Source organism: Pedobacter sp. AC212, assembly GCF_979258625.1.
Genome location: NZ_OZ409870.1, coordinates 1,537,316 through 1,556,239, shown reverse-complemented (window position 1 = coordinate 1,556,239; position 18,924 = coordinate 1,537,316). Strand labels below are relative to the sequence as shown.

At 38.0% G+C, this 18,924-nt stretch carries 17 protein-coding genes; 8 read left to right on the top strand and 9 right to left on the bottom strand.

What is annotated here, in order from left to right; all coding sequences use genetic code 11:
• Positions 1–73 precede the first annotated feature (73 nt).
• Positions 74–208 carry a DUF2256 domain-containing protein gene (locus ACZZZC_RS06635; protein WP_463485357.1) on the top strand — a complete coding sequence of 45 codons (135 nt, stop codon included), beginning with the start codon at positions 74–76 and terminating at the stop codon, positions 206–208.
• A gap of 147 nt (positions 209–355) precedes the next feature.
• On the opposite strand, the gene ACZZZC_RS06630 is transcribed toward ACZZZC_RS06635, so the two are convergent.
• The gene (locus tag ACZZZC_RS06630; protein ID WP_463485356.1) at positions 356–628 is read right to left on the bottom strand and encodes a UBP-type zinc finger domain-containing protein; all 273 of its coding nucleotides are present in this window, start codon (positions 626–628) and stop codon (positions 356–358) included.
• 2 nt (positions 629–630) lie between these two features.
• Positions 631–1,875 (bottom strand): NAD(P)/FAD-dependent oxidoreductase, encoded by a 1,245-nt coding sequence (locus tag ACZZZC_RS06625; protein WP_463485355.1) that lies wholly within the window; start codon positions 1,873–1,875, stop codon positions 631–633.
• Between the two features lie 260 nt (positions 1,876–2,135).
• On the opposite strand from ACZZZC_RS06625, the gene ACZZZC_RS06620 reads away from it, so the two are divergent.
• The 6 genes from ACZZZC_RS06620 to ACZZZC_RS06595 all read left to right on the top strand — a co-directional run bounded on the left by ACZZZC_RS06620 (position 2,136) and on the right by ACZZZC_RS06595 (position 8,745).
• Complete coding sequence (locus ACZZZC_RS06620) at positions 2,136–2,981, top strand: hypothetical protein (protein WP_463485354.1); 846 nt, start codon at positions 2,136–2,138, stop codon at positions 2,979–2,981.
• Between the two features lie 183 nt (positions 2,982–3,164).
• On the top strand, positions 3,165–5,561 hold the full coding sequence (locus tag ACZZZC_RS06615) for a TonB-dependent siderophore receptor (RefSeq protein WP_463486802.1): 2,397 nt from the start codon (positions 3,165–3,167) through the stop codon (positions 5,559–5,561).
• Positions 5,562–5,783: 222 nt separating this feature from the next.
• Positions 5,784–7,079: a phosphopyruvate hydratase gene (gene eno / locus ACZZZC_RS06610; protein ID WP_463485352.1), complete on the top strand. Its 1,296-nt coding sequence runs from the start codon at positions 5,784–5,786 to the stop codon at positions 7,077–7,079.
• Positions 7,080–7,320: 241 nt separating this feature from the next.
• A complete protein-coding gene (locus tag ACZZZC_RS06605) occupies positions 7,321–7,620 on the top strand; it encodes an FtsB family cell division protein (RefSeq protein ID WP_056870073.1) in 300 nt (99 codons plus the stop codon).
• 15 nt (positions 7,621–7,635) lie between these two features.
• Positions 7,636–8,082 (top strand): hypothetical protein, encoded by a 447-nt coding sequence (locus ACZZZC_RS06600; RefSeq protein WP_463485351.1) that lies wholly within the window; start codon positions 7,636–7,638, stop codon positions 8,080–8,082.
• A gap of 48 nt (positions 8,083–8,130) precedes the next feature.
• Positions 8,131–8,745, top strand: coding sequence for a trimeric intracellular cation channel family protein (locus tag ACZZZC_RS06595; protein ID WP_463486801.1), 615 nt, complete (start codon positions 8,131–8,133; stop codon positions 8,743–8,745).
• 171 nt (positions 8,746–8,916) lie between these two features.
• Here ACZZZC_RS06595 and ACZZZC_RS06590 read toward each other — a convergent pair whose 3' ends face one another.
• Positions 8,917–11,001: a hypothetical protein gene (locus ACZZZC_RS06590; RefSeq protein WP_463486800.1), complete on the bottom strand. Its 2,085-nt coding sequence runs from the start codon at positions 10,999–11,001 to the stop codon at positions 8,917–8,919.
• 194 nt (positions 11,002–11,195) lie between these two features.
• Between ACZZZC_RS06590 and ACZZZC_RS06585 the strand changes: the two genes are divergently transcribed.
• Positions 11,196–11,933, top strand: a complete 738-nt coding sequence (locus tag ACZZZC_RS06585) for a L,D-transpeptidase family protein (RefSeq protein WP_463486799.1) — start codon at positions 11,196–11,198, stop codon at positions 11,931–11,933.
• Here ACZZZC_RS06585 and ACZZZC_RS06580 read toward each other — a convergent pair.
• From ACZZZC_RS06580 to ACZZZC_RS06555, 6 genes are all read right to left on the bottom strand, one after another.
• Positions 11,920–12,507: a hypothetical protein gene (locus ACZZZC_RS06580; protein WP_463486798.1), complete on the bottom strand. Its 588-nt coding sequence runs from the start codon at positions 12,505–12,507 to the stop codon at positions 11,920–11,922. The two genes, ACZZZC_RS06585 and ACZZZC_RS06580, sit on opposite strands and share 14 nt — an antisense overlap.
• 231 nt (positions 12,508–12,738) lie before the next feature.
• Entirely contained in the window at positions 12,739–13,008 is a 270-nt protein-coding gene (locus ACZZZC_RS06575) for a hypothetical protein (RefSeq protein WP_463486797.1), read from the bottom strand.
• 370 nt (positions 13,009–13,378) lie between these two features.
• Positions 13,379–14,122 carry a 3-oxoacyl-[acyl-carrier-protein] reductase gene (gene fabG, locus ACZZZC_RS06570; RefSeq protein WP_265800122.1) on the bottom strand — a complete coding sequence of 248 codons (744 nt, stop codon included), beginning with the start codon at positions 14,120–14,122 and terminating at the stop codon, positions 13,379–13,381.
• Between the two features lie 113 nt (positions 14,123–14,235).
• On the bottom strand, positions 14,236–15,312 hold the full coding sequence (locus ACZZZC_RS06565) for an agmatine deiminase family protein (protein ID WP_463485346.1): 1,077 nt from the start codon (positions 15,310–15,312) through the stop codon (positions 14,236–14,238).
• 120 nt (positions 15,313–15,432) lie between these two features.
• The gene (locus ACZZZC_RS06560) at positions 15,433–16,308 is read right to left on the bottom strand and encodes a carbon-nitrogen hydrolase (RefSeq protein WP_463485345.1); all 876 of its coding nucleotides are present in this window, start codon (positions 16,306–16,308) and stop codon (positions 15,433–15,435) included.
• 497 nt (positions 16,309–16,805) lie between these two features.
• On the bottom strand, positions 16,806–18,773 hold the full coding sequence (locus ACZZZC_RS06555; protein WP_463485344.1) for an SPFH domain-containing protein: 1,968 nt from the start codon (positions 18,771–18,773) through the stop codon (positions 16,806–16,808).
• Positions 18,774–18,924 lie beyond the last annotated feature (151 nt).

Below are 18,924 nucleotides of genomic sequence, written 5' to 3'. Positions count from 1 at the left end.
GGTTTCTCCTCGGCAGTTTTAATAAAGAAAAAACAAAAAATGATGTTCAACGTTCTGAAATAAACACCTTAAGTTGAAAAAAGAGAACTTCCCGGAAAAGATTTGCCCTACTTGCGAACGCCCATTTTCCTGGCGAAAAAAATGGAAGCTAAATTGGGATGATGTTATTTATTGCAGTTTGAAATGCAAAACACACAAAAAAAAGTAGAGATACTGAAATACGCTAATATTTACGCTCCACTAGAGGAAAGTAGAGCGATGAGATATTTAGTTTTTAGAGAAACGATAAAATGTAAAGAAACATTTCATTGGTTTAATAGGCGACGAAACAGATTAAACCAATGAAGTACTGAGCTTAATAGCCATCCATTTCATCGTCGACATAACAATATAGCCACCTTTCTCCAGGTTCTGAAGAAATTACGACAGGATGGCTTACTTTTTTGCAGTGGTGCGACATGTGTTGCATGGGTGAAGAATCGCAGCACAAAGTAACCCCACAGGTTTGGCAGGTACGTAAATGTACCCAGTCACTTCCTATCTTGATGCACTCTTCGCAAGCGTATTCTTTAGCCACTTTAAGCGTTTTTATAGCCTTGATGTGTTGGCAAATTCCATTGTTTTCCATAGTTAAAGTTTTGATAAGTATTGATGAACTTGAGTAACAGCCATAGCGCCTTCGCCTACTGCCGATGCTACTCTCTTGACCGAATTTACCCTGACATCGCCCGCTGCAAAAGATCCTGGTACGCTGGTTTCTAAATGATAAGGTAATCGATCCTGATTCCAGCAATTTTTATATTGATCTAAGCTGACAACATCATTACCAGTGTATAAATAACCATTTTTATCTCTACAAATCGCAGTTTCAGCAGCCCATTCTGTATTGGGTTTGCCACCTATACAAATGAAAAGCTTGGAGGTATCATGCCAGTTTTCGGTTCCTTGTTCACTGTTTACAATTTTAATGCGCTGCAGATAATCATCTCCTTCAAGCGCTGTAACTTGCGAATGGTACAACACATGAATATTACTGATGCTGGCAATACGCTGAATCAAATAATCTGACAAGGTTTCGGCAAGATTTCCTTTTCTTATCACCATAAAAACACGCCTAGCGAAACCAGAGAAATAGGTTGCAGCTTGTCCGGCAGAATTTCCACCACCGATAATATAAAGGTCTTTATCCTGACAAAAGAAGGCTTCACTTGCACCGGCCCCGTAGTAAACCCCCTTATGGAAAAAACGATTTTCATCGGGAAGGTTTAACCTTGCATACTCTACTCCCGTTGCACAAATATTGGTTTTAGCCACTAATTTTTCTCCAGAAGCAAAATCGACATGAATTTTATTATCGTAAAAAGTCCCTTTAATACCCTCCTTTAACAGCAAAATTTCAACGCCAAATTTCAATGCCTGTTGCCTTGCCCTTTCGGCAAGGTTTGCCCCCGAAATACCTTCTGGAAAACCGAGATAATTCTCAATCAAAGAACTGGTACCCGCCTGACCTCCAATAGCTTCACGCTCGATTAAAATAGTTTTTAAACCTTCGGATGCCGCATAAACTGCAGCACTTAAGCCTGCAGGACCAGCGCCATAAATTGACAGATCATACTCTGCATATTTCGGTTGGGTAATCCAGCCCAAATTACAGGCAATTTGCTCCAGCGTAGGATCGACAATTACCTTCCCATCAGGGAATTCAATTACTGGCAATTTATGTGGGTTATTATAAGAGGTAATGCCTTGCCCCCACCCCAAATCATCATGGGTAATATCAAACCAATCGAAATCTACCACACTTCGCTTTAAAAAATCTCGTATCGGATAAATTTCAGGAGAATCGGGGATGCCGTATAATTTCAGTTTATTCATATGCTAAGCAAATCATTCAAATAAATTCTCAAAATATTTAAATTGTATATCAATTTTTGTACTAAACCTCTATTATTAAACTCAGTGTCAAACTATCTGATGTATAAAATGATGTAGGGCGCTATCAATATTAGCTAAAAATTAAAAGCTATCCAAATCAACAAAATAATTAACCCCAAAAATCTAAATATCAATAAAAAACACATCGTTCTAAGGCGCCCTACCTTTATTTTTACTAATTTTATTAAAAAATCAGACTTATGAAGAAAATTTATTTAACGCTACTTTGTGCCATGATGGCTTTTTGTAGTCTCGCTCAAACCGGATCACAGAAGGAAGATATTATTAAAAAAATTAACGGTGATGAGCTTAAAGGAAGACTTATTCGTGTAACTGATAGTGATGTATCGTTTGTTTACACTGGAGAAACCGCAGAATACATCATAAAAAAATCAGATATCGCTCAAATTCTTCATTCCAGTGGCCGCACCGAAGTTATTTCACAGCAAGTGCAATCCTCTCAAATCAGACAGAACGACCAAATTACCATGGTTGCGAGCCCTGCAGATCACCATAACAAAATAGCCATTTTACCCTTCACATTTCTGATGGATAACCAGCCCGGAGCTGATGCCATTGGTATGAAAGCGCAACAAGATACTTATGCGTTATTAAGCCAACATGCTGCTGGTTACACCATTCTTGATCCACGGACTACAAACGCGAAACTTGTGCAGGCTGGCATTACCAAAGATAAAATGATTGGATTTACCATGAAAAATTTGGCTGATGTTTTAGGGGTAGAATATATTATTGATGGTACAGTAGCCCAGAACAAAGCTTATCAAACAAGTTATACATCGACAAGTGATAATACAAGTGTGAAAAGAGATGATGATGATAAAATTAAGAAAGTTTCGACTTATGGCTCATCAAGTAGCAACGCCGCACAGCGATTTGATGTACGTGTAAGCCTTCAAATTTATATGGATAATAACGCTAGTATTTATAATGCAAACCATCAAGCGCTTTTTAGCAACACCGACGGATCTTATGGCGCACCCTTAGAATATTTGCTTAAAAGATGTCCGCTTTACAGAAAATAAATTCATAAAAATCTTTGCAAAGGGTTTGTTCTTAACTGGACAAACCCTTTTTATTTCTCAAAAATACTCAAATATTTCGCCTTTGGCATCTCAGCCAATTCTTATTTAGAATAATTAAAAATAATTTTCTAATCTCATTTTAATTTCTTTCTTTTGCGCCAACTAAGAATTAATCTAAATAAGATGTATAAAAAATTTACCCTATTTTTTACTTTGATAATACTGGTTTTCTTGACACGGGGAACAGTATTAGCCCAATCAAAAAACGGATCGGTATCTGGATCCGTAAAAACGAGTGATGGAAATCCAGCGGCTTTCGTAAGTGTTGGTCTAAAAAACACATCGAAAACAGCGCAAAGCGATGAAAGCGGAAACTTCACTATCAAAAATGTAGCTCCTGGAAATTATACTTTAAAAGTATCTGCTGTTGGCGTATCAGCTCAAGAAAAGCAAGTTTCAGTTACAGCTGGCGAAACAGCAACAGTATCTTTTTCTATTGCAGAATCGTCTTCGCAATTGAAAGAAGTGGCCATTAACGGATATAGAACACCTAATACAAAACCAGTAAACCTAGGTAAAATTGCAATTGCGCCAAGAGATCTGCCGCAGGCAGTTCAAATTATCGGCACACAAGTTATTGCCGATCAACAAGTAAATAGTTTGGGCGATGTAATGAAGAATATTAACGGAGTGGCGTTGGGTGCCAACCGTGGCTCTGTTGGAGAAAATTTTTATGCCAGAGGTTATAGTTTAGGTTCGAACAATGTTTTTAAAAACGGTGCCAGAACTACCATTGGTGGAAGTCCTGAAGCCAGCACACTAGAATCAGTTGAAGTTTTAAAAGGTAGTGCTGCCTTATTGTATGGTGGCGTGAGTGGTGGTGCTGTGGTAAACATGGTGACTAAAAAACCTAAATTCGAATATGGAGGTGAGGTTTCTATGCGTGTAGGTAGTTATGATTTGTACAAGCCAATTGTAGATCTGTATGGACCTATTTCTGATAAAATTGCCTTCAGAGTTATCGGTACCTACGAATCTGCTGGAAGTTATAGGGATAATGTATCGTCGAAAAGATTTTATGTTAACCCTTCGTTGTTATACAAAATAAATGATAAAACTGAAGTAATAGTACAAGGAGATTATCTAAAAAGTAATTTTACTCCCGATTTTGGTATAGGGACTATCGGCAACAAATTATCGCCCTTAGGCAGAAATGTTTTTATAAATACCGCATGGGCTTATAACAAAACCAACACAGCAACAGCACAAGCGGCTATCAATCATAAATTTAATGCAGACTGGAAATTGAATGTCAGTGCTTCATTACAATCTTACAATCGCGATTACTTTTCCGCTGAACGTCCTGCAGCGAGCGCTACAGGGATTTGGAACCGTGCCTTAACTCGATCGGATATTGAAGAATTCACCTTTAATCAACAGATCAATTTGACAGGCGCTTTTGAAACAGGGAGTATTAAACATATCTTACTTGTTGGGGCCGATGCAGATCAGGCTAGTACTAAATCAGGAGGCTTTTCGCCAACAGCAATACTACCTGCAGGTAATAACCCTACCTATTACGACACTGTAAATTTACTAGATCCTTTATCGTTTGACAAACCAAGCAACTACAATATGCCTGCAACTACTTTATTAACGAATACAGAGGCATCTGTATTTAGAATGGGTGGTTTTGTTCAGGATTTGGTAAGCCTTACAGAGCAATTTAAAGTTTTGGCAGGTATCCGTTGGTCATTTCAAAAAACGCCTACTACTGATATCACGACTATTGCCAGCGGAGGGGTAAATAAAGGTACAGCAGTAGATAAAATTGATAAAGCATTCTCTCCTAAATTCGGGATTATTTACGAACCGTTAAAAAGCACATCTGTGTATGTTAGCTACTCCAATAACTTTACATCTAATACCGGAATTGATATAGAGACAAATGGCCCGATGGGTCCATCTATAATTGATCAGTATGAAGCTGGCGTTAAAAACGATTTCCTCGGAGGAAAACTCTCAGCAAATTTAACAGTATACAGAATTAAGAATGATAAGTTCGCTCAAACTGCACTTGCAGATCCAACAAAACGAGAGTTTTCAGGAGCGACAGCTAGCGATGGTGTAGAACTGGATTTATCAGGAACAATAGTGTCAGGACTGAATTTTCTAGCAGGTTATAGCTACAACTATACGCGTTATACCTCTACCATTGCAACTGGTATTGTTGAGGGAGAACGTGTAGTAGGTACCACAAAAAATACAGCTAACGCCACATTGTTTTATACCTTTCAAAATGGAGATCTTAAAGGCTTAAAGCTCGGTGCGTCCGCATTTTATACAGGTGATAGAAATGGAGGAAGAAACACAACAAAAAATAATTCATCATCGGGTATTATTCCATTGAGCGCATTTACTACTTTAGATTTCTCAGCAGGATACAGCTGGAAAAAATTCTCACTTTTGGCTAAAATATCAAACATCACAAACGAGTTGAATTATTTCGTTCATGAGAATTATAGTGTTAACCCAATTGCACCACGTCAGTTCTTAACCACACTTTCATATAAATTTTAGTTAAAACGACAATCATAATCTAACCCTAAAGCCAAAAGCTTTGGGGTTTTTTATTTAAATAATTTTCATCAAAAATGGCGACAAATTAGCCAGATCAACGATCGTAACATTAACGCCTGAAACACTTTATTTATTTAAAAAATATACTAACTTTGATTTAAGCTTAGTAATTGTACTTTGTACACTAAGCAGGTTAAAAAATCAACAAAAAATCAAATAGAAATGAGCATAATAGTTAATGTCCATGCCAGACAAATCCTGGATTCGAGAGGCAATCCAACAGTAGAAGTTGAAGTAGTTACAGAAGCAGGCGCTTTTGGCCGTGCAGCTGTACCAAGCGGTGCATCTACCGGGCAATATGAAGCTGTTGAATTACGTGATGGAGATAAATCGACCTATTTAGGAAAAGGTGTTTTAAAAGCTGTTGAAAATGTAAATACTAAAATCGCCACTGCTTTACGAGGTATTGATGTTTTCGAGCAAAACGCTATCGATAAATTAATGTTGGAGCTTGATGGTACTGAAAACAAAGGTAATTTAGGTGCTAATGCAATTTTAGGCGTTTCTTTAGCTGTTGCTAAAGCTGCTGCCGATGAAATTGGTCAGCCTTTATACCGCTACATTGGTGGCGTTAACGCAAATACTTTACCGATTCCGATGATGAATATCATTAATGGTGGTTCTCACTCTGATGCCCCGATCGCATTCCAGGAGTTTATGATTATGCCAGTTGGTGCACCATCTTTCTCGGAAGCTTTACGTTGGGGAACTGAAGTTTTCCATAGCTTGAAGAAAATTCTTCACGATAGAGGTCTATCAACTGCTGTAGGTGATGAAGGTGGCTTCGCTCCTACTTTTGATGGTACTGAAGATGCAATCGAAACAGTTTTAAAAGCGATTGAAACGGCTGGTTACAAACCAGGTTCTCAAATTTGTTTGGCATTAGATTGTGCATCATCTGAGTTTTACAAAGATGGTAAATACGATTACACTAAATTTGAAGGCGCTACCGGCGTAATTCGTTCAAGCGAAGAGCAAGCACAATATTTAGCCGATCTTTCAGCAAAATATCCAATTATCTCTATTGAAGATGGTATGGATGAAAATGACTGGACAGGTTGGAAAAGCTTAACAGATAAAATTGGCGACCATGTACAATTGGTTGGTGATGATTTATTTGTTACAAACGTTACGCGTTTACAACGTGGTATCGATGAAGACACTGCAAACTCAATCTTGGTAAAAGTTAACCAAATTGGTTCTCTAACTGAAACCATCAATGCAGTAACTTTGGCTCAAAACAACGGTTATACTTCAGTAATGAGTCACCGTTCTGGAGAAACTGAAGATGTTACCATTGCTGATTTAGCTGTTGCATTGAACTGCGGACAGATTAAAACAGGTTCTGCATCTCGTTCAGACAGGATTGCAAAATACAATCAATTATTACGTATTGAAGAAGAGTTAGGCGAAAACGCTCGTTTCATCGGTTCTAAATTTAAATACGCTAAGAAATAAACCCCTAAATCCCCTAAAGGGGACTTAAGGAAATGCCGTAAAGCCCCTTTAGGGGTTTGGGGTGTTAACAAGTTGAAAAACTTATTTATAGAACATCCGGAGATTTAAAATCTTCGGATGTTTTTTTATACATTTACGTTATTGCGAGGCACGAAGCAATCTTACTACCAAAGCGAAGCTAAAAAACCTATCGCTTTAAGATTGCTTCGTACCTCGCAATCACGATTTTTTCGAGAGAATTATGAAACGTTTAATAGACCTTTTCCGTAATAAATATTTCCTTGCAACGGCTGCTTTTGCGGTTTGGATGCTGTTTTTTGATAAAAATGACATGATGTCGCAATACGAATACCGGAGCCAGGCGAATAAATTACAAGAAGAAAAGGAGTATTTCGAAAAAGAAACCGCTCAGGTTAAAAAAGATCTAAACGAACTGAGTACCAATCTAAATACCGCTGAAAAATTCGCTCGCGAAAAGTATTTCATGAAAAAAGATAACGAAGATGTTTTTGTTATTATTCATGAGGAAAAGAAGGATTAACCTATACAACAACCAATGCGCACTTCTAAATTACTTGCCTCCGCTCTTGTCCTTATTTTTTTATCTGCCAGTTGTAACTTTAGCCGAACCTATTTGAATCGGGAGGAAGATAAACAGGAGGCTGTTAAGGTTGTAGATCAGTTTTACGATCGGGTTGCCGAAGGCAAATATGACGCTGTGGATACACTCTTTAGCTCAGAATTTTGGAAAGTTACGTCAAAAGAAAAACTTCATAATCTCTTAATTAAGAAGAAAGAAAAACTTGGCAAGCTTAATACTAAAATACTCGCTAAGTGGGAAACTAAAAGAATTGAGAGCAGCAATCCCTCGTCAAATTATGCTTTGTTATATGATAATAAATATGATAAATTCGAAGCCAAAGAATCTTTTAGGTTGGTAATGGAAAAGAACCAGATTAAGATAATTGCCTTCAATACTAATTCAGACGCCTTTCTTCAATAATCTCCGAGAAAATTTCTACGGGGTATTGCAATTAAAATTTCTCCCGATATGCTCCACATTTTATACATCATCGCTATTACTGCCGAAGCCATGACCGCTGCGCTATCTGCTGGCAGAAGAGATATGGATTGGGTTGGTGTTTGTATTATTGCCTGGGTTACAGCCTTAGGCGGTGGAACAGTTAGAAATGTATTGTTCGGTCATTATCCGATGAGTTGGGTTGAACATCCTGAATACCTGGTTATTACCGCTGCCGCTGCTTTGCTCGCTGCATTCATCGCTTCTGTAATGACGAAACTTAAAAAACTATTTCTATACCTCGATGCAATGGGCTTGGTTGTGTTTACAATTATCGGTTGCCAGGTTGCACAGCAAATGCATTTGCCCTATCTAATCGTTTTATTCAGTGGAATGATCACTGGCTGTGCCGGCGGTGTGCTAAGAGATGTGCTTTGTAATGAAGTTCCGTTTCTTTTCAGGAAAGAAATTTATGCCAGTGCGGCAATCGTTACTGGAGCAGTTTATATCGGCGTGGAACATTTCCATGGAAGTGAAATTCTAGCCACCATCCTTGCTGCTGTGATAGGTTTAACGCTCAGACTACTTTCGATAAAATATAAATGGCACATGCCCAAATTTGTTTATAAGGAGGAGTGGCACTAGTTTAGTTTGTAGTTGTCAGTTTTGATGTAAAACAAGCCCCCCTAAATTTTAGGCAAAACCAAGAGCAGCACAAGAATGAATTAGATACCCAGCTTTGTGCCCTCTGCGCCCTTTACTTTGTGTTCTTTTCGGTTAATAGGCACCCAAAACTTTAATCGCTTAATTCAAACCTTATAGTTCCCCATTTCTTTTCCTTAAAAACCACTCAACGCTTAGCAAAATCAGGATCAACCCAAATAACCATTTAAGATTGATGAGTTCGTCATACTTACGGTCTTCGTAGCTGATAGTTTTAATATTCTCGTTTTTCAGGATTTCATCGGCTATTTTTAATAAATCTGCTGGCATAAAAAGCCTGCCATTGCTTTGTTTAGAAATGGTATTGAGCAATTGGTGATTAGCGGTTGTTTGCTGATATTCTGCTATGAGCGCATTCACATAAAAACTTCCTGCAGCGGTAAATTTTTGACCACCTAAAGAAGTATTGGCTACATAAGAATAATTCCCTGCAGGCATTTCTCCGGCATCGAGTAGATAGCCTTTGTCTGTTTTCGAGAAAACGTAATTAAAAAGTTTCCCGGCATCATTTTTTATTTGCAAGTTCACTTCAGGCTCGTTTACGGGCTGATAACTTTCATTGTAAAGCGTTCCATTGAATTGAACCGGTTCATTTTCATCGTAAGCAGATTTAGATGAAAAAACTTTAAATCTTCTCTTATCATCCTTTACCGAAAGATATTGAACGGTTTGAGAAATTAAGTTATTTATACTTGATTGTTCAATCTCATTTTCAGCGGCTGATAACTTCCATCGCCACAGGCCCTCACCCATTAAATAACCGGCTTTTAAACCATTTTCATTAGTGAAAAACAGTAAGGGTTGTTGCGTACTCACTTTGCCTATCCGCTGATTAAAAACTGGGCTGGCACTTGCATTTACTGTCAATCTACCGAAAGGCATCAATAATGGATCGAGACCCGAAAACTGCTTTTTGTCTTCCTCTGATAAATTGAAGCTGGTAAATCCATTTGCAAAATCTGGATAAACCTCTTGAACAGAGCCGTTAGCAGCACTTAAATTAACTTGATTCTGAATTTGGTTGAAAGCATTCACATTGCTTTGTGCACCTAAAATATACCATATTGGCTTCTTTAAAGCCGTCACCTTTTGCAAAAATGACGCAGAAATATTCTGCGCATCCGGCAACTGGTACAACACAATCAAATCAAATTTCGATGGATCTATCGCATTCAAATCATCCGCCAATGCGAGTTTAGCTTCGTAATGTTTGTTGAGAGAAATCGCTTCTTTTAAAACCCCCAGATCCGGATGCGGAGCTGCAGCAGCTAATAATACCTTTTGTCTGCCATCAATTACTTCTACATAGAACGTTTGTGAATTATTTTTTGTCGTAATTTCATTAGACAGTGCACCAACCTGAACGGTATACTTTTGCACACCAATTTTACCAGCATGTAATTTAACAGAAACCGTTTTAACAAATGAATTTCCAATAATTGCAATATTTTGTTGCTCAACTTTAGCACCGTTCTGACTCACCGTTAAAGCCGTATTTTCTCGGTCGCTTTGGAACGCCTGCACCTGAACTTCTATCGTAAAATCATCGTCTAAATAAACGATATTGTTATAGTTTACATTCGAAATTAAAATATCCCGCTTTGGAACACTATCGCCCAAAGCAATGGTATATACTGGTGAATTGATCTGATTGATACTGTATAAAGGATTCCCGCCGTGGTTAAAGATCCCGTCCGTTGCCAGAACGATTGCTCCAACGTTTCTGTTGGTATATTCATCTCTTATTTTTTGAAAAAAAGCACTTGCATCGGTTAGCTTCCCCTGGTTCTTAAAATTGAAACCGTCGCCAACAGAATCGCCAAAGTTGTAGGCTTTTACCTCATACTTGTCTGAAAGTCTATCGTAGAGGGCCTTTAGGTTTTGTTCGTATAATTTTTGGTCGAAACCAGCTGCTTTAGCCTGGCCGACCGACAGTGAATTATCTTGGCCGATAATGATGACAGGCTTATCTAAATGGTAATTAAGTGTTTTGATTAAAGGCGCAAATAGTAGCCAGGCAATAGCGGCAACAGCAATAATTCTGATGGCAGTTAACCCATATTTCAGTTTCTTATCAAGATTTTTATTGCTCCGATATAGCAGCCAGGCATATAAAATTCCCAAAGCGAGGCAACCTATGAAATACAAAATAGAAGTACCGGCAAAAAAACTGTTCATATTTTATAAAGATGCTAATTTTGTATTTAACCGCAAAGAAAGGTATTGAAGCTTTTTCCATGGAGATTTTAATGTTTGCAAATTTTGCAACGGAAACACTGAAAGCACGGAAAAATGGTTTTCATTCCGTGTAAATCTGTGTTTCCGTGCCATGCTTTACATATAAATATTTAGCTTTAGCCAAACCAAATTTCATGAAATTAATCTTTTTAACGTTTCTTTTATCCATCAGTATAATGGCCAGTGCCCAAAACAATTTCAAAGCAACCCAAATTAAATTCGAACGAGTAGAAAAAGCTTACAACGAGAAATGGGGAACTTTAGAAAAATTCGTGAAAGCTGCTGATTTTGGCAATGATTTTTCCATGCTCATTAACGCCTATAAAGCCGAGGGAAAATTAGAAGTCTGGTTAAAATCTAAATCAGCCAAAAGCTATTCTTTATTCAGAACTTACGATTTCTGTGCGCATTCTGGTACTCTTGGTCCGAAAGTTATAGAAGGCGACGGGCAAACACCCGAAGGATTTTATTATATCAATGTTTTTAATCCGATGAGTAATTTTCATCTATCGCTCGGGGTTAATTATCCAAATGCAGTTGACTTAGCCAGAACAGGCAAAAACAGAAAAACTGGCGGCGACATTTACATCCATGGCAATTGCGTAACCGTGGGTTGTATTCCCCTTACGGATGAAAAAATTAAAGAAGTTTATGTTTTAGGTGTGGAGGCAAGAAATAACGGACAGGATAAAATTCCGGTTAATATTTATCCCTTTAAAATGACAAATGCCAATATGCAAAAGTATTCAGCTCAATTTCCTGCACAGCTTAGCTTTTGGAAAACCTTACAGCCAGGCTATTTGGCCTTTGAGAAAAATAAAACTACCGTAAATATCACGGAAGTTAAGGGGAAGTATGTCATTTCTTACTAATTGCTTTATCAGCATTAGTCCCATCATAATCCAAACTATCGATTACCCAACGTTTATTATCAATCTTTGTTAAAGAAAAAATCAGCTGATTAAATTTTGAAATATCGAATTTGACCAGTGCCTTATTGTAAATCAAATAGATTTCTGACAGGTGGCCTTCTTCAATGTGGTCTAGAATTTCTTCCGGCTCAAAGCCAAAAAGCAAATCACATTCCAATCCAGGAACCGGCCCAAAATAATCGACAATAGGGTGTTTTATTAATGTATCTGAAATACTTTTATATAAGGCTCTTAAATTACCTAAGAACGAATCAGACACATAATTAGACTTCTTAAAATTAGACAAATACTCATCAACACTTTTCATATCAACTCTTAATACACTGTCTTTTTTAATAGTATCTTCATTATAACCATTGACTATTGGAGATGTCATCAATTTTGATTCACTTTCTTTATACCACCTTAAGAAATCTATGATAGTTATTTTTATTTGACTCTCGTTTTGATTTTGCTGGCCAAAAACAATTGAACAGAAAAATAACATTAGCAATATTGAGATTAAGCGTTTCATGTAGTTTAATTGATAGAACTAAGCTAAATAAAAATTACTTAGAACAAAAAAGGTAGAAAGTAAACCTTGATTGCTGGTCGAGATTTATAATCTCGATCGATTGATTTATGGATTTGTAATCCATATGCTTCGACGATTAAAAAGACGGGATTGCAAATTCCGACTAGTGAGTAATGAACGGGAAATTTTTAGTAAAAAATGTGTTGCGCTTTTCACAACCAGGTTTTAAAATTAGAAACCTCCTTTAACTTTTTTTCTTCGTTGAATTAAATAGGTTATGACAAATGTAGTTCCAGCTACTATTAACACATCAGTTATAAAAGCTAAAACAATAAAATTGTGTCTGGTTTCTGGTTCAGGATATCTTTTACCTCCCGAATATTCATAAAAAGAGAAAGGGAAACCCATCGAGTTATTACCATCAGATGCACTATTAAAACTAAACGATAGTAAAAATATGAGTATCGTAACACCAACACTAATTAAAATTCTTTTTCTCATAGCCATCATGTAAAAGCTTGCTAGTCGAAATTTACAAGCTCGATCGATTGAATTGTGGATTTGGAATCCATATTTTTAGATGATTAGAAAGAGGGATTGCAAATCCCGACTAGCGATACGTGTTAAAATTCTTTTTCTCATAGCCATCATAGAAACGCTTGCTGGTCGAGATTTGTAATCTCGATCGATTGAATTATGGATTCGTTATCCATATTTTTGAATGATTAAAAAGACGGGATTGCAAATCCCGACTAGCGATAATCCCGACTAGCGAGACTAATTAAATTTTTTTTTCTCATAGCCATCATATAAACTGTAAAAGGTGGAAGTAACCCCCCCACCTTAAACATTTAAACCTTTTGACTTTCTTTTACAGCATCCCGCCGCAAACAGAAAGCGTTTGCCCGGTTACGTAAGCGCTCATATCCGATGCCAAGAACACACAAACATTTGCAATATCTTCCGTTTCACCAGCACGTTTTAATGGAATATCTTTTTCCCAGCCAGCAACAACCGCAGGGTCTAAAACCTCAGTCATCTCTGTACGGATAAAACCTGGAGCAACGACGTTAGCACGAATATTTCTTGAGCCTAATTCTTTAGCAACTGATTTTGTAAAACCGATAATTCCGGCTTTTGATGCGGCATAGTTCGCTTGACCTGCGTTGCCTGTAATACCAACTACAGAACTCATATTGATAAAAACACCTTTACGGGCTTTCATCATTACTTTAGAAGCAGCTTTAGTTACATTGAAGATCGATTTTAAGTTGATATTGATAACATCATCCCAGTTCTCTTCGCTCATGCGCATCAACAAACCATCTTTAGTAATACCGGCGTTATTCACAACAATGTCGATTGCTCCAAATTCGGCTACAATATCATTGATTAATTGTTCCGCCTGATCAAATTTTGAGGCGTCAGAACGGTAACCTTTAACTTTTGTGCCAAAGCTTTGCAATTCTTGCTCCAAAGCCTCGCCTTTTTCTACTGATGATAAATATGTAAAAGCAACGTTAGCGCCTTGCTCAGCAAATTTTTCAGCTATTTTACGACCAATACCTTTAGATGCCCCTGTAATTAATGCTGTTTTTCCTTCTAGTAATTTCATAACCCCTAAATCCCCTAAAGGGGACTTTTATATAATGTATAAAAATTTAAACTGTTGTAAAGTTAATACTTAAAACGAAATTGACTAATGACTTTCGACTTAAGACTAACGACCTAAACCGCTGGCTCCTGCTGGCTCAAGCAATGAAAACTGCCTAAGCCCCAAATAATATCGACTGAATTGATGCCAATTACCCTTCTATCCGGGAAACAACCTTGAATAATATCCAATGCTTTTTGGTCATTCACATCATCGAAAACGGGAACAATTACAGCTGCATTTGCAATATAAAAATTAGCATAAGAAGCAGGCAATCGAGTATCTTCAAAAATTACTGGCGATGGCATTGGCAGCTCCACAATGTTCAGCGAGCGACCATCTTTCAGTTTCATTGCCTTTAAAGCTTCCAGGTTTTCCTGCAACAGGAGATAGTTTTCATCCAGCGGGTTGCTTTCCACAACGGTTAGAACAGTATCTTCATTCACGAAACGTGTGATATCATCAATATGACCGTCAGTATCGTCGCCTACAATTCCATCACCTAACCACAAAACCTGCTCCTGTCCATAATACTCAAGCAGGTATTTTTCTATCTGCTCTTTAGTTAAATGCGGATTGCGATTTTCGTTGAGCAAACAAGCCGTTGTGGTTAAAATGGTTCCTGCACCATTGAATTCTACAGAACCACCTTCCATTACGATATCAGGAATAAATAAAGGCAAATCAAAATGTTGAGCAATTTTTGTTGGCACTACATCATCCAAATCAAAAGGAGGATATTTTCCGCCCCAGGCATTGTAACCCCAATCTACTACCGCTTTTTCGTTTCCCTTAACCACAAACGCTGGGCCATGGTCACGGCACCAGGCATCGTTCGTTTCATTGAAATAGAATTCAATCTGCGATAAATCAGCACCAACTTTTGTTAATTCAGCGATAGCAAAAACCTTCATTTCCTCGTCCTTAACATTTATACGAACTATTTCGCCTTCTGCAACAGCTTTAATGAATTCACAGTATGGCTTGTAAATCGTTTCGATTTTTCCTGGCCAACTCGCCTCTTTATGCGGCCAACTTAACCAAGTGGCTTCATGTTTCGCCCATTCAGCAGGGAAAACATAGCCCTGTTTTTTCGGAGAATAATCGAATTGATTGATATTTAAATGTTCTTTGGGTGGGAAATTTGACATTTTATTTTGTCTTATAATTTTAGAGGTGTCACATTGAGCTTGGCGAAATTTTAAGTTCTTCGACAGGCTCAGGATGACACCTAGGAATATAGCTTAAACTCTCTACTTTAACCTTTCGATTTAATCGTTATCAATATATCTTTTCGTAATCGGCTGGTAAGAGTCAATCCTTCTATCTCTCAAAAACGGCCAGTGCTTACGCATGAAATCACTTTGATCTAAATCCAGCTCTACCACTTCGGTTTCTTCCTGATCGTGTGAAGCCAGATAAAGCAGTTTACCTTGTGCGTTGGTTGCAAAACTTCCTCCCCAGAATTTCATTCTTCCTTCCTGCTCAAAACCCACACGATTTACACTTACAACCGGAACGCCGTTGGCTACTGAATGCGAACGTTGAATGGTTTGCCATGCATTATATTGGTCTTTATTGGTTTCTTCATCCTGTGTTGTATCCCAACCAATTGCAGTTGGATAAAACATAATATCAGCGCCCATCAAAGCGGTAATCCGTGATGCTTCCGGATACCACTGATCCCAACAAATCAAGATACCAATTTTGGCAAACTTGGTTTCGAAAACCTTGTACCCTAAATCACCCGGAGTAAAATAGAATTTTTCATAGTAAGCTGGATCATCAGGGATATGCATTTTACGGTATTTCCCTAAATAGGAACCATCAGCATCCAAAACAGCGGTTGTATTGTGGTACAAGCCTTCAGCACGTTTCTCAAATAAAGAAGCGATTACCACAACGCCAAGCTCCTTAGCTACCTCCTGTAAAGCAGCAGTCGATGGCCCAGGAATTTTCTCAGCTAAATCGAAGTTATCGTAATCTTCTACATCGCAGAAATATAAAGAAGTAAAAAGCTCTTGCAAGCATACGATTTGCGCACCTTTCGCGGCTGCCTCTCTTACTTTTACAATTGCTTTATCTAAATTTTCCTGCTTATCTTTAGTACAAGTCATTTGTACCAAGCCAACTTTTACTTTCTTCATTTCTTAAAATTATTGGATGAAAGAATGATAGAATGAATGAATTTGTAAAGCATTCAACCATTTCCCAAAGGGATGCCTTTGGTACAAAATTCTTTCACTCTAAATTAGGTTGCAAAGTTACTATTTTGTTTAAAAGTAGAAGGGCATAATTATGTAATTGTTTTTTGAAAAGCAATGGCAGTACTTAAATTATTGTTAGTCGGGCTATCCGTTAAATCTTTTTGTGATTGCTACATTTTAACCTTGTCGAAGTGCAACAAAAAGGATATCACTCCTATCCCGTTTAGGTGGCGAATCTTCTGCCACTATTCTTGATTGCAAAGCGTATAAATTTGGCTGAAGCCTTCAAAAACTCTACATTATTCAGGCAGCTAAAGCAGCCTGCAATGAACAGCCAATCTAATAGACACATCGCATTTCATTGCCGTTCGGCTTCAGCCAACGGATACTAAAAAAGGCCTCGATTTTCATCGAGGCCATTTACATTTAAAATCAAATTAAGGATGAATGTTATCCCTTTTAGGTATTGGTTTTGTTTCTACAATTTCGGCAACCGCTATCACCTCTTTTCGTTGTTGCGGGTCCATTAGCTCCATTAACTTCAAGCCTAATAAACCATCCATTGCTGTGCCGCCATTATTACCCCCATTTCCACCAATCAACACATCAGGAATTAGCTTAACATTACCTTTAGATAATTCTTCGGTAATTTTATAACGCGTAAAGTTTTCGCCACCCAAAGCCTTAACAGCTAATTCATAGGCTTCGGCCGTAGATTTACCGATAGCTAAAATTTTCCCAGCTTCGGCTCCACCTGTTAAAGAAATTTGTTCAGCTTCTGCCGAAGCCCTTAACTTAATCGCTTCAGAATCTGCTTGTGCCCTTGCTTTTGTTGCTTCGGCTTCTGCATGTGCCCTCATTTTGGTTGCTTCTGCTTCGGCACCAACAGCTAATTTCACACCGGCTGCATCACCTTCCGATTTTTTTACCGTTGCACTTGCGGTACGCTCGGCAATCTCCACACTTTGTTGTGCCTTAACAATGTCCTTTTGCATATCAGCAATAGCAGTTTCTTTTTCCATTCCCTGACGTGTTTCCTGTGCTTGTTTCTGGGTTTCATAAGTTACTTTTTGCTCTTCTGCAATTTTACGATCGGTTAAGGTTTTCATCAACGATTCTGGTGGAACAATGTCGCCAATCAAGGTATCAACTGCGTTTACATTATATTCATCAAGCACTTTTCGGATATGTTCTTTTGCAGATTCTTGACGTTCTTTACGCGTACTTAAGAAAGCGATCACATCGCTTCCCTGTGCCGAGTTACGGAAATAGTTACCAATAGTTGGTTCCAAAACCTGCGAAACCAAGTTTACCATGTTACCAAAACGGGCAATTACTTTTGGTGCTTCAGTTGTTGGAACATGAATAATTTGAGCTACATCCAAATTGAAAGGAAAACCGTCTTTGGAACGTACTGTAATGGTAGATAAATTTTTATCCAAATTATGTGCTTCACTTCTTGCAGATGCCCAGTTTAAAACCAGGTTTGTTGTAGGCACTAATTCCACTTTCATAATGTACTTGTTAATTGGATATTTACCGGGGCCAAGTGGTTCTAGCCAAACCCCTTTCGAGCCTTTCCCAACAATGTTACCATGTTTAAAATCGGCACCGGTTAAATCGTTTCCATCGGTACCAATAAAGGAGATCACCACGCCTACATAGCCAATCGCGATTTCAGTCATCGGAATTTCCTCCAACTGAATAGCCCAAGGATTAAGGTTGTAAGAACCTGCTAAAATTACTTGTGGCTGTAATCCCCTATTTCCTCCAGCTTTGATAAAATTATCAAAGTTCTGGAAATTGTTATGTCCTTCTACCAATTTACCAGCAATCTGGTTGGCTTCAATCGGCAAACCATCAAGGGTTGTTACAATACCCACCATACTTTCCTGAATACGAATCATATCGGTAACGGAAACTTGAAAAAGCATGGTGTTTATACGATACGAACCTGAAGTAATGTAGGAGGTCTGCCGGCCTCTCTGACCTCCGTTTTCCAGGAACTTTACAGCATCCTGAAAATTATCAGATTCTACTCGTTGTCCGAGGATATTTCCGGTGGGAATTTCCGAACCATCTTTGGCCATGATTAAACCAATTTTACCTTCTGGAATGATGGTAAATTGTTCCATGGTTACGCTATACTGCCAAAACCACATTCCAAAATATAATCCAGGCGCTAATGTTTTACCTTGGAAACCCGCTTCGCCTTTTACGGCAATGATACGCCCGTCGGGCAGTTCTCTGTCTGAACCAAAGAGCACGAATTTTTTGGTAATTAACCCGATTCTATCTTCGGGAACAATGACCATCCCAAATAAGAAGCGTAAAATATATTTGTATAAAACCATGCACAACAGTGCCACTAAAACCCACCAGTAATTAGAAATGAGCGCTTCCATAATAATATGTATTTTCTATTTTTTCTGCTGATAAACCATTTATCAGCTAGCATATTGTTATCAAAAGGAATGCGCCATTTACAAAAAACACTCAAGGTAAGAATATATATTTCTTTCCATTTTAAGGGCTCAGATCTGATTTGAGACAACG

Bases quoted from the DNA above. Each gene is read 5' to 3' on its own strand.
- ACZZZC_RS06595 (WP_463486801.1), top strand. From the start codon at position 8,131: ATGCTCCACATTTTATACATCATCGCTATTACTGCCGAAGCCATGACC.
- ACZZZC_RS06615 (WP_463486802.1), top strand. From the start codon at position 3,165: ATGTATAAAAAATTTACCCTATTTTTTACTTTGATAATACTGGTTTTC.
- fabG (WP_265800122.1), bottom strand. From the start codon at position 14,122: ATGAAATTACTAGAAGGAAAAACAGCATTAATTACAGGGGCATCTAAA.
- ACZZZC_RS06590 (WP_463486800.1), bottom strand. From the start codon at position 11,001: ATGAACAGTTTTTTTGCCGGTACTTCTATTTTGTATTTCATAGGTTGC.
- ACZZZC_RS06560 (WP_463485345.1), bottom strand. From the start codon at position 16,308: ATGAAGAAAGTAAAAGTTGGCTTGGTACAAATGACTTGTACTAAAGAT.
- ACZZZC_RS06555 (WP_463485344.1), bottom strand. From the start codon at position 18,773: ATGGAAGCGCTCATTTCTAATTACTGGTGGGTTTTAGTGGCACTGTTG.
- ACZZZC_RS06580 (WP_463486798.1), bottom strand. From the start codon at position 12,507: ATGAAACGCTTAATCTCAATATTGCTAATGTTATTTTTCTGTTCAATT.
- eno (WP_463485352.1), top strand. From the start codon at position 5,784: ATGAGCATAATAGTTAATGTCCATGCCAGACAAATCCTGGATTCGAGA.
- ACZZZC_RS06620 (WP_463485354.1), top strand. From the start codon at position 2,136: ATGAAGAAAATTTATTTAACGCTACTTTGTGCCATGATGGCTTTTTGT.
- ACZZZC_RS06575 (WP_463486797.1), bottom strand. From the start codon at position 13,008: ATGAGAAAAAGAATTTTAATTAGTGTTGGTGTTACGATACTCATATTT.
- ACZZZC_RS06585 (WP_463486799.1), top strand. From the start codon at position 11,196: ATGAAATTAATCTTTTTAACGTTTCTTTTATCCATCAGTATAATGGCC.
- ACZZZC_RS06630 (WP_463485356.1), bottom strand. From the start codon at position 628: ATGGAAAACAATGGAATTTGCCAACACATCAAGGCTATAAAAACGCTT.
- ACZZZC_RS06625 (WP_463485355.1), bottom strand. From the start codon at position 1,875: ATGAATAAACTGAAATTATACGGCATCCCCGATTCTCCTGAAATTTAT.
- ACZZZC_RS06605 (WP_056870073.1), top strand. From the start codon at position 7,321: ATGAAACGTTTAATAGACCTTTTCCGTAATAAATATTTCCTTGCAACG.
- ACZZZC_RS06600 (WP_463485351.1), top strand. From the start codon at position 7,636: ATGCGCACTTCTAAATTACTTGCCTCCGCTCTTGTCCTTATTTTTTTA.
- ACZZZC_RS06565 (WP_463485346.1), bottom strand. From the start codon at position 15,312: ATGTCAAATTTCCCACCCAAAGAACATTTAAATATCAATCAATTCGAT.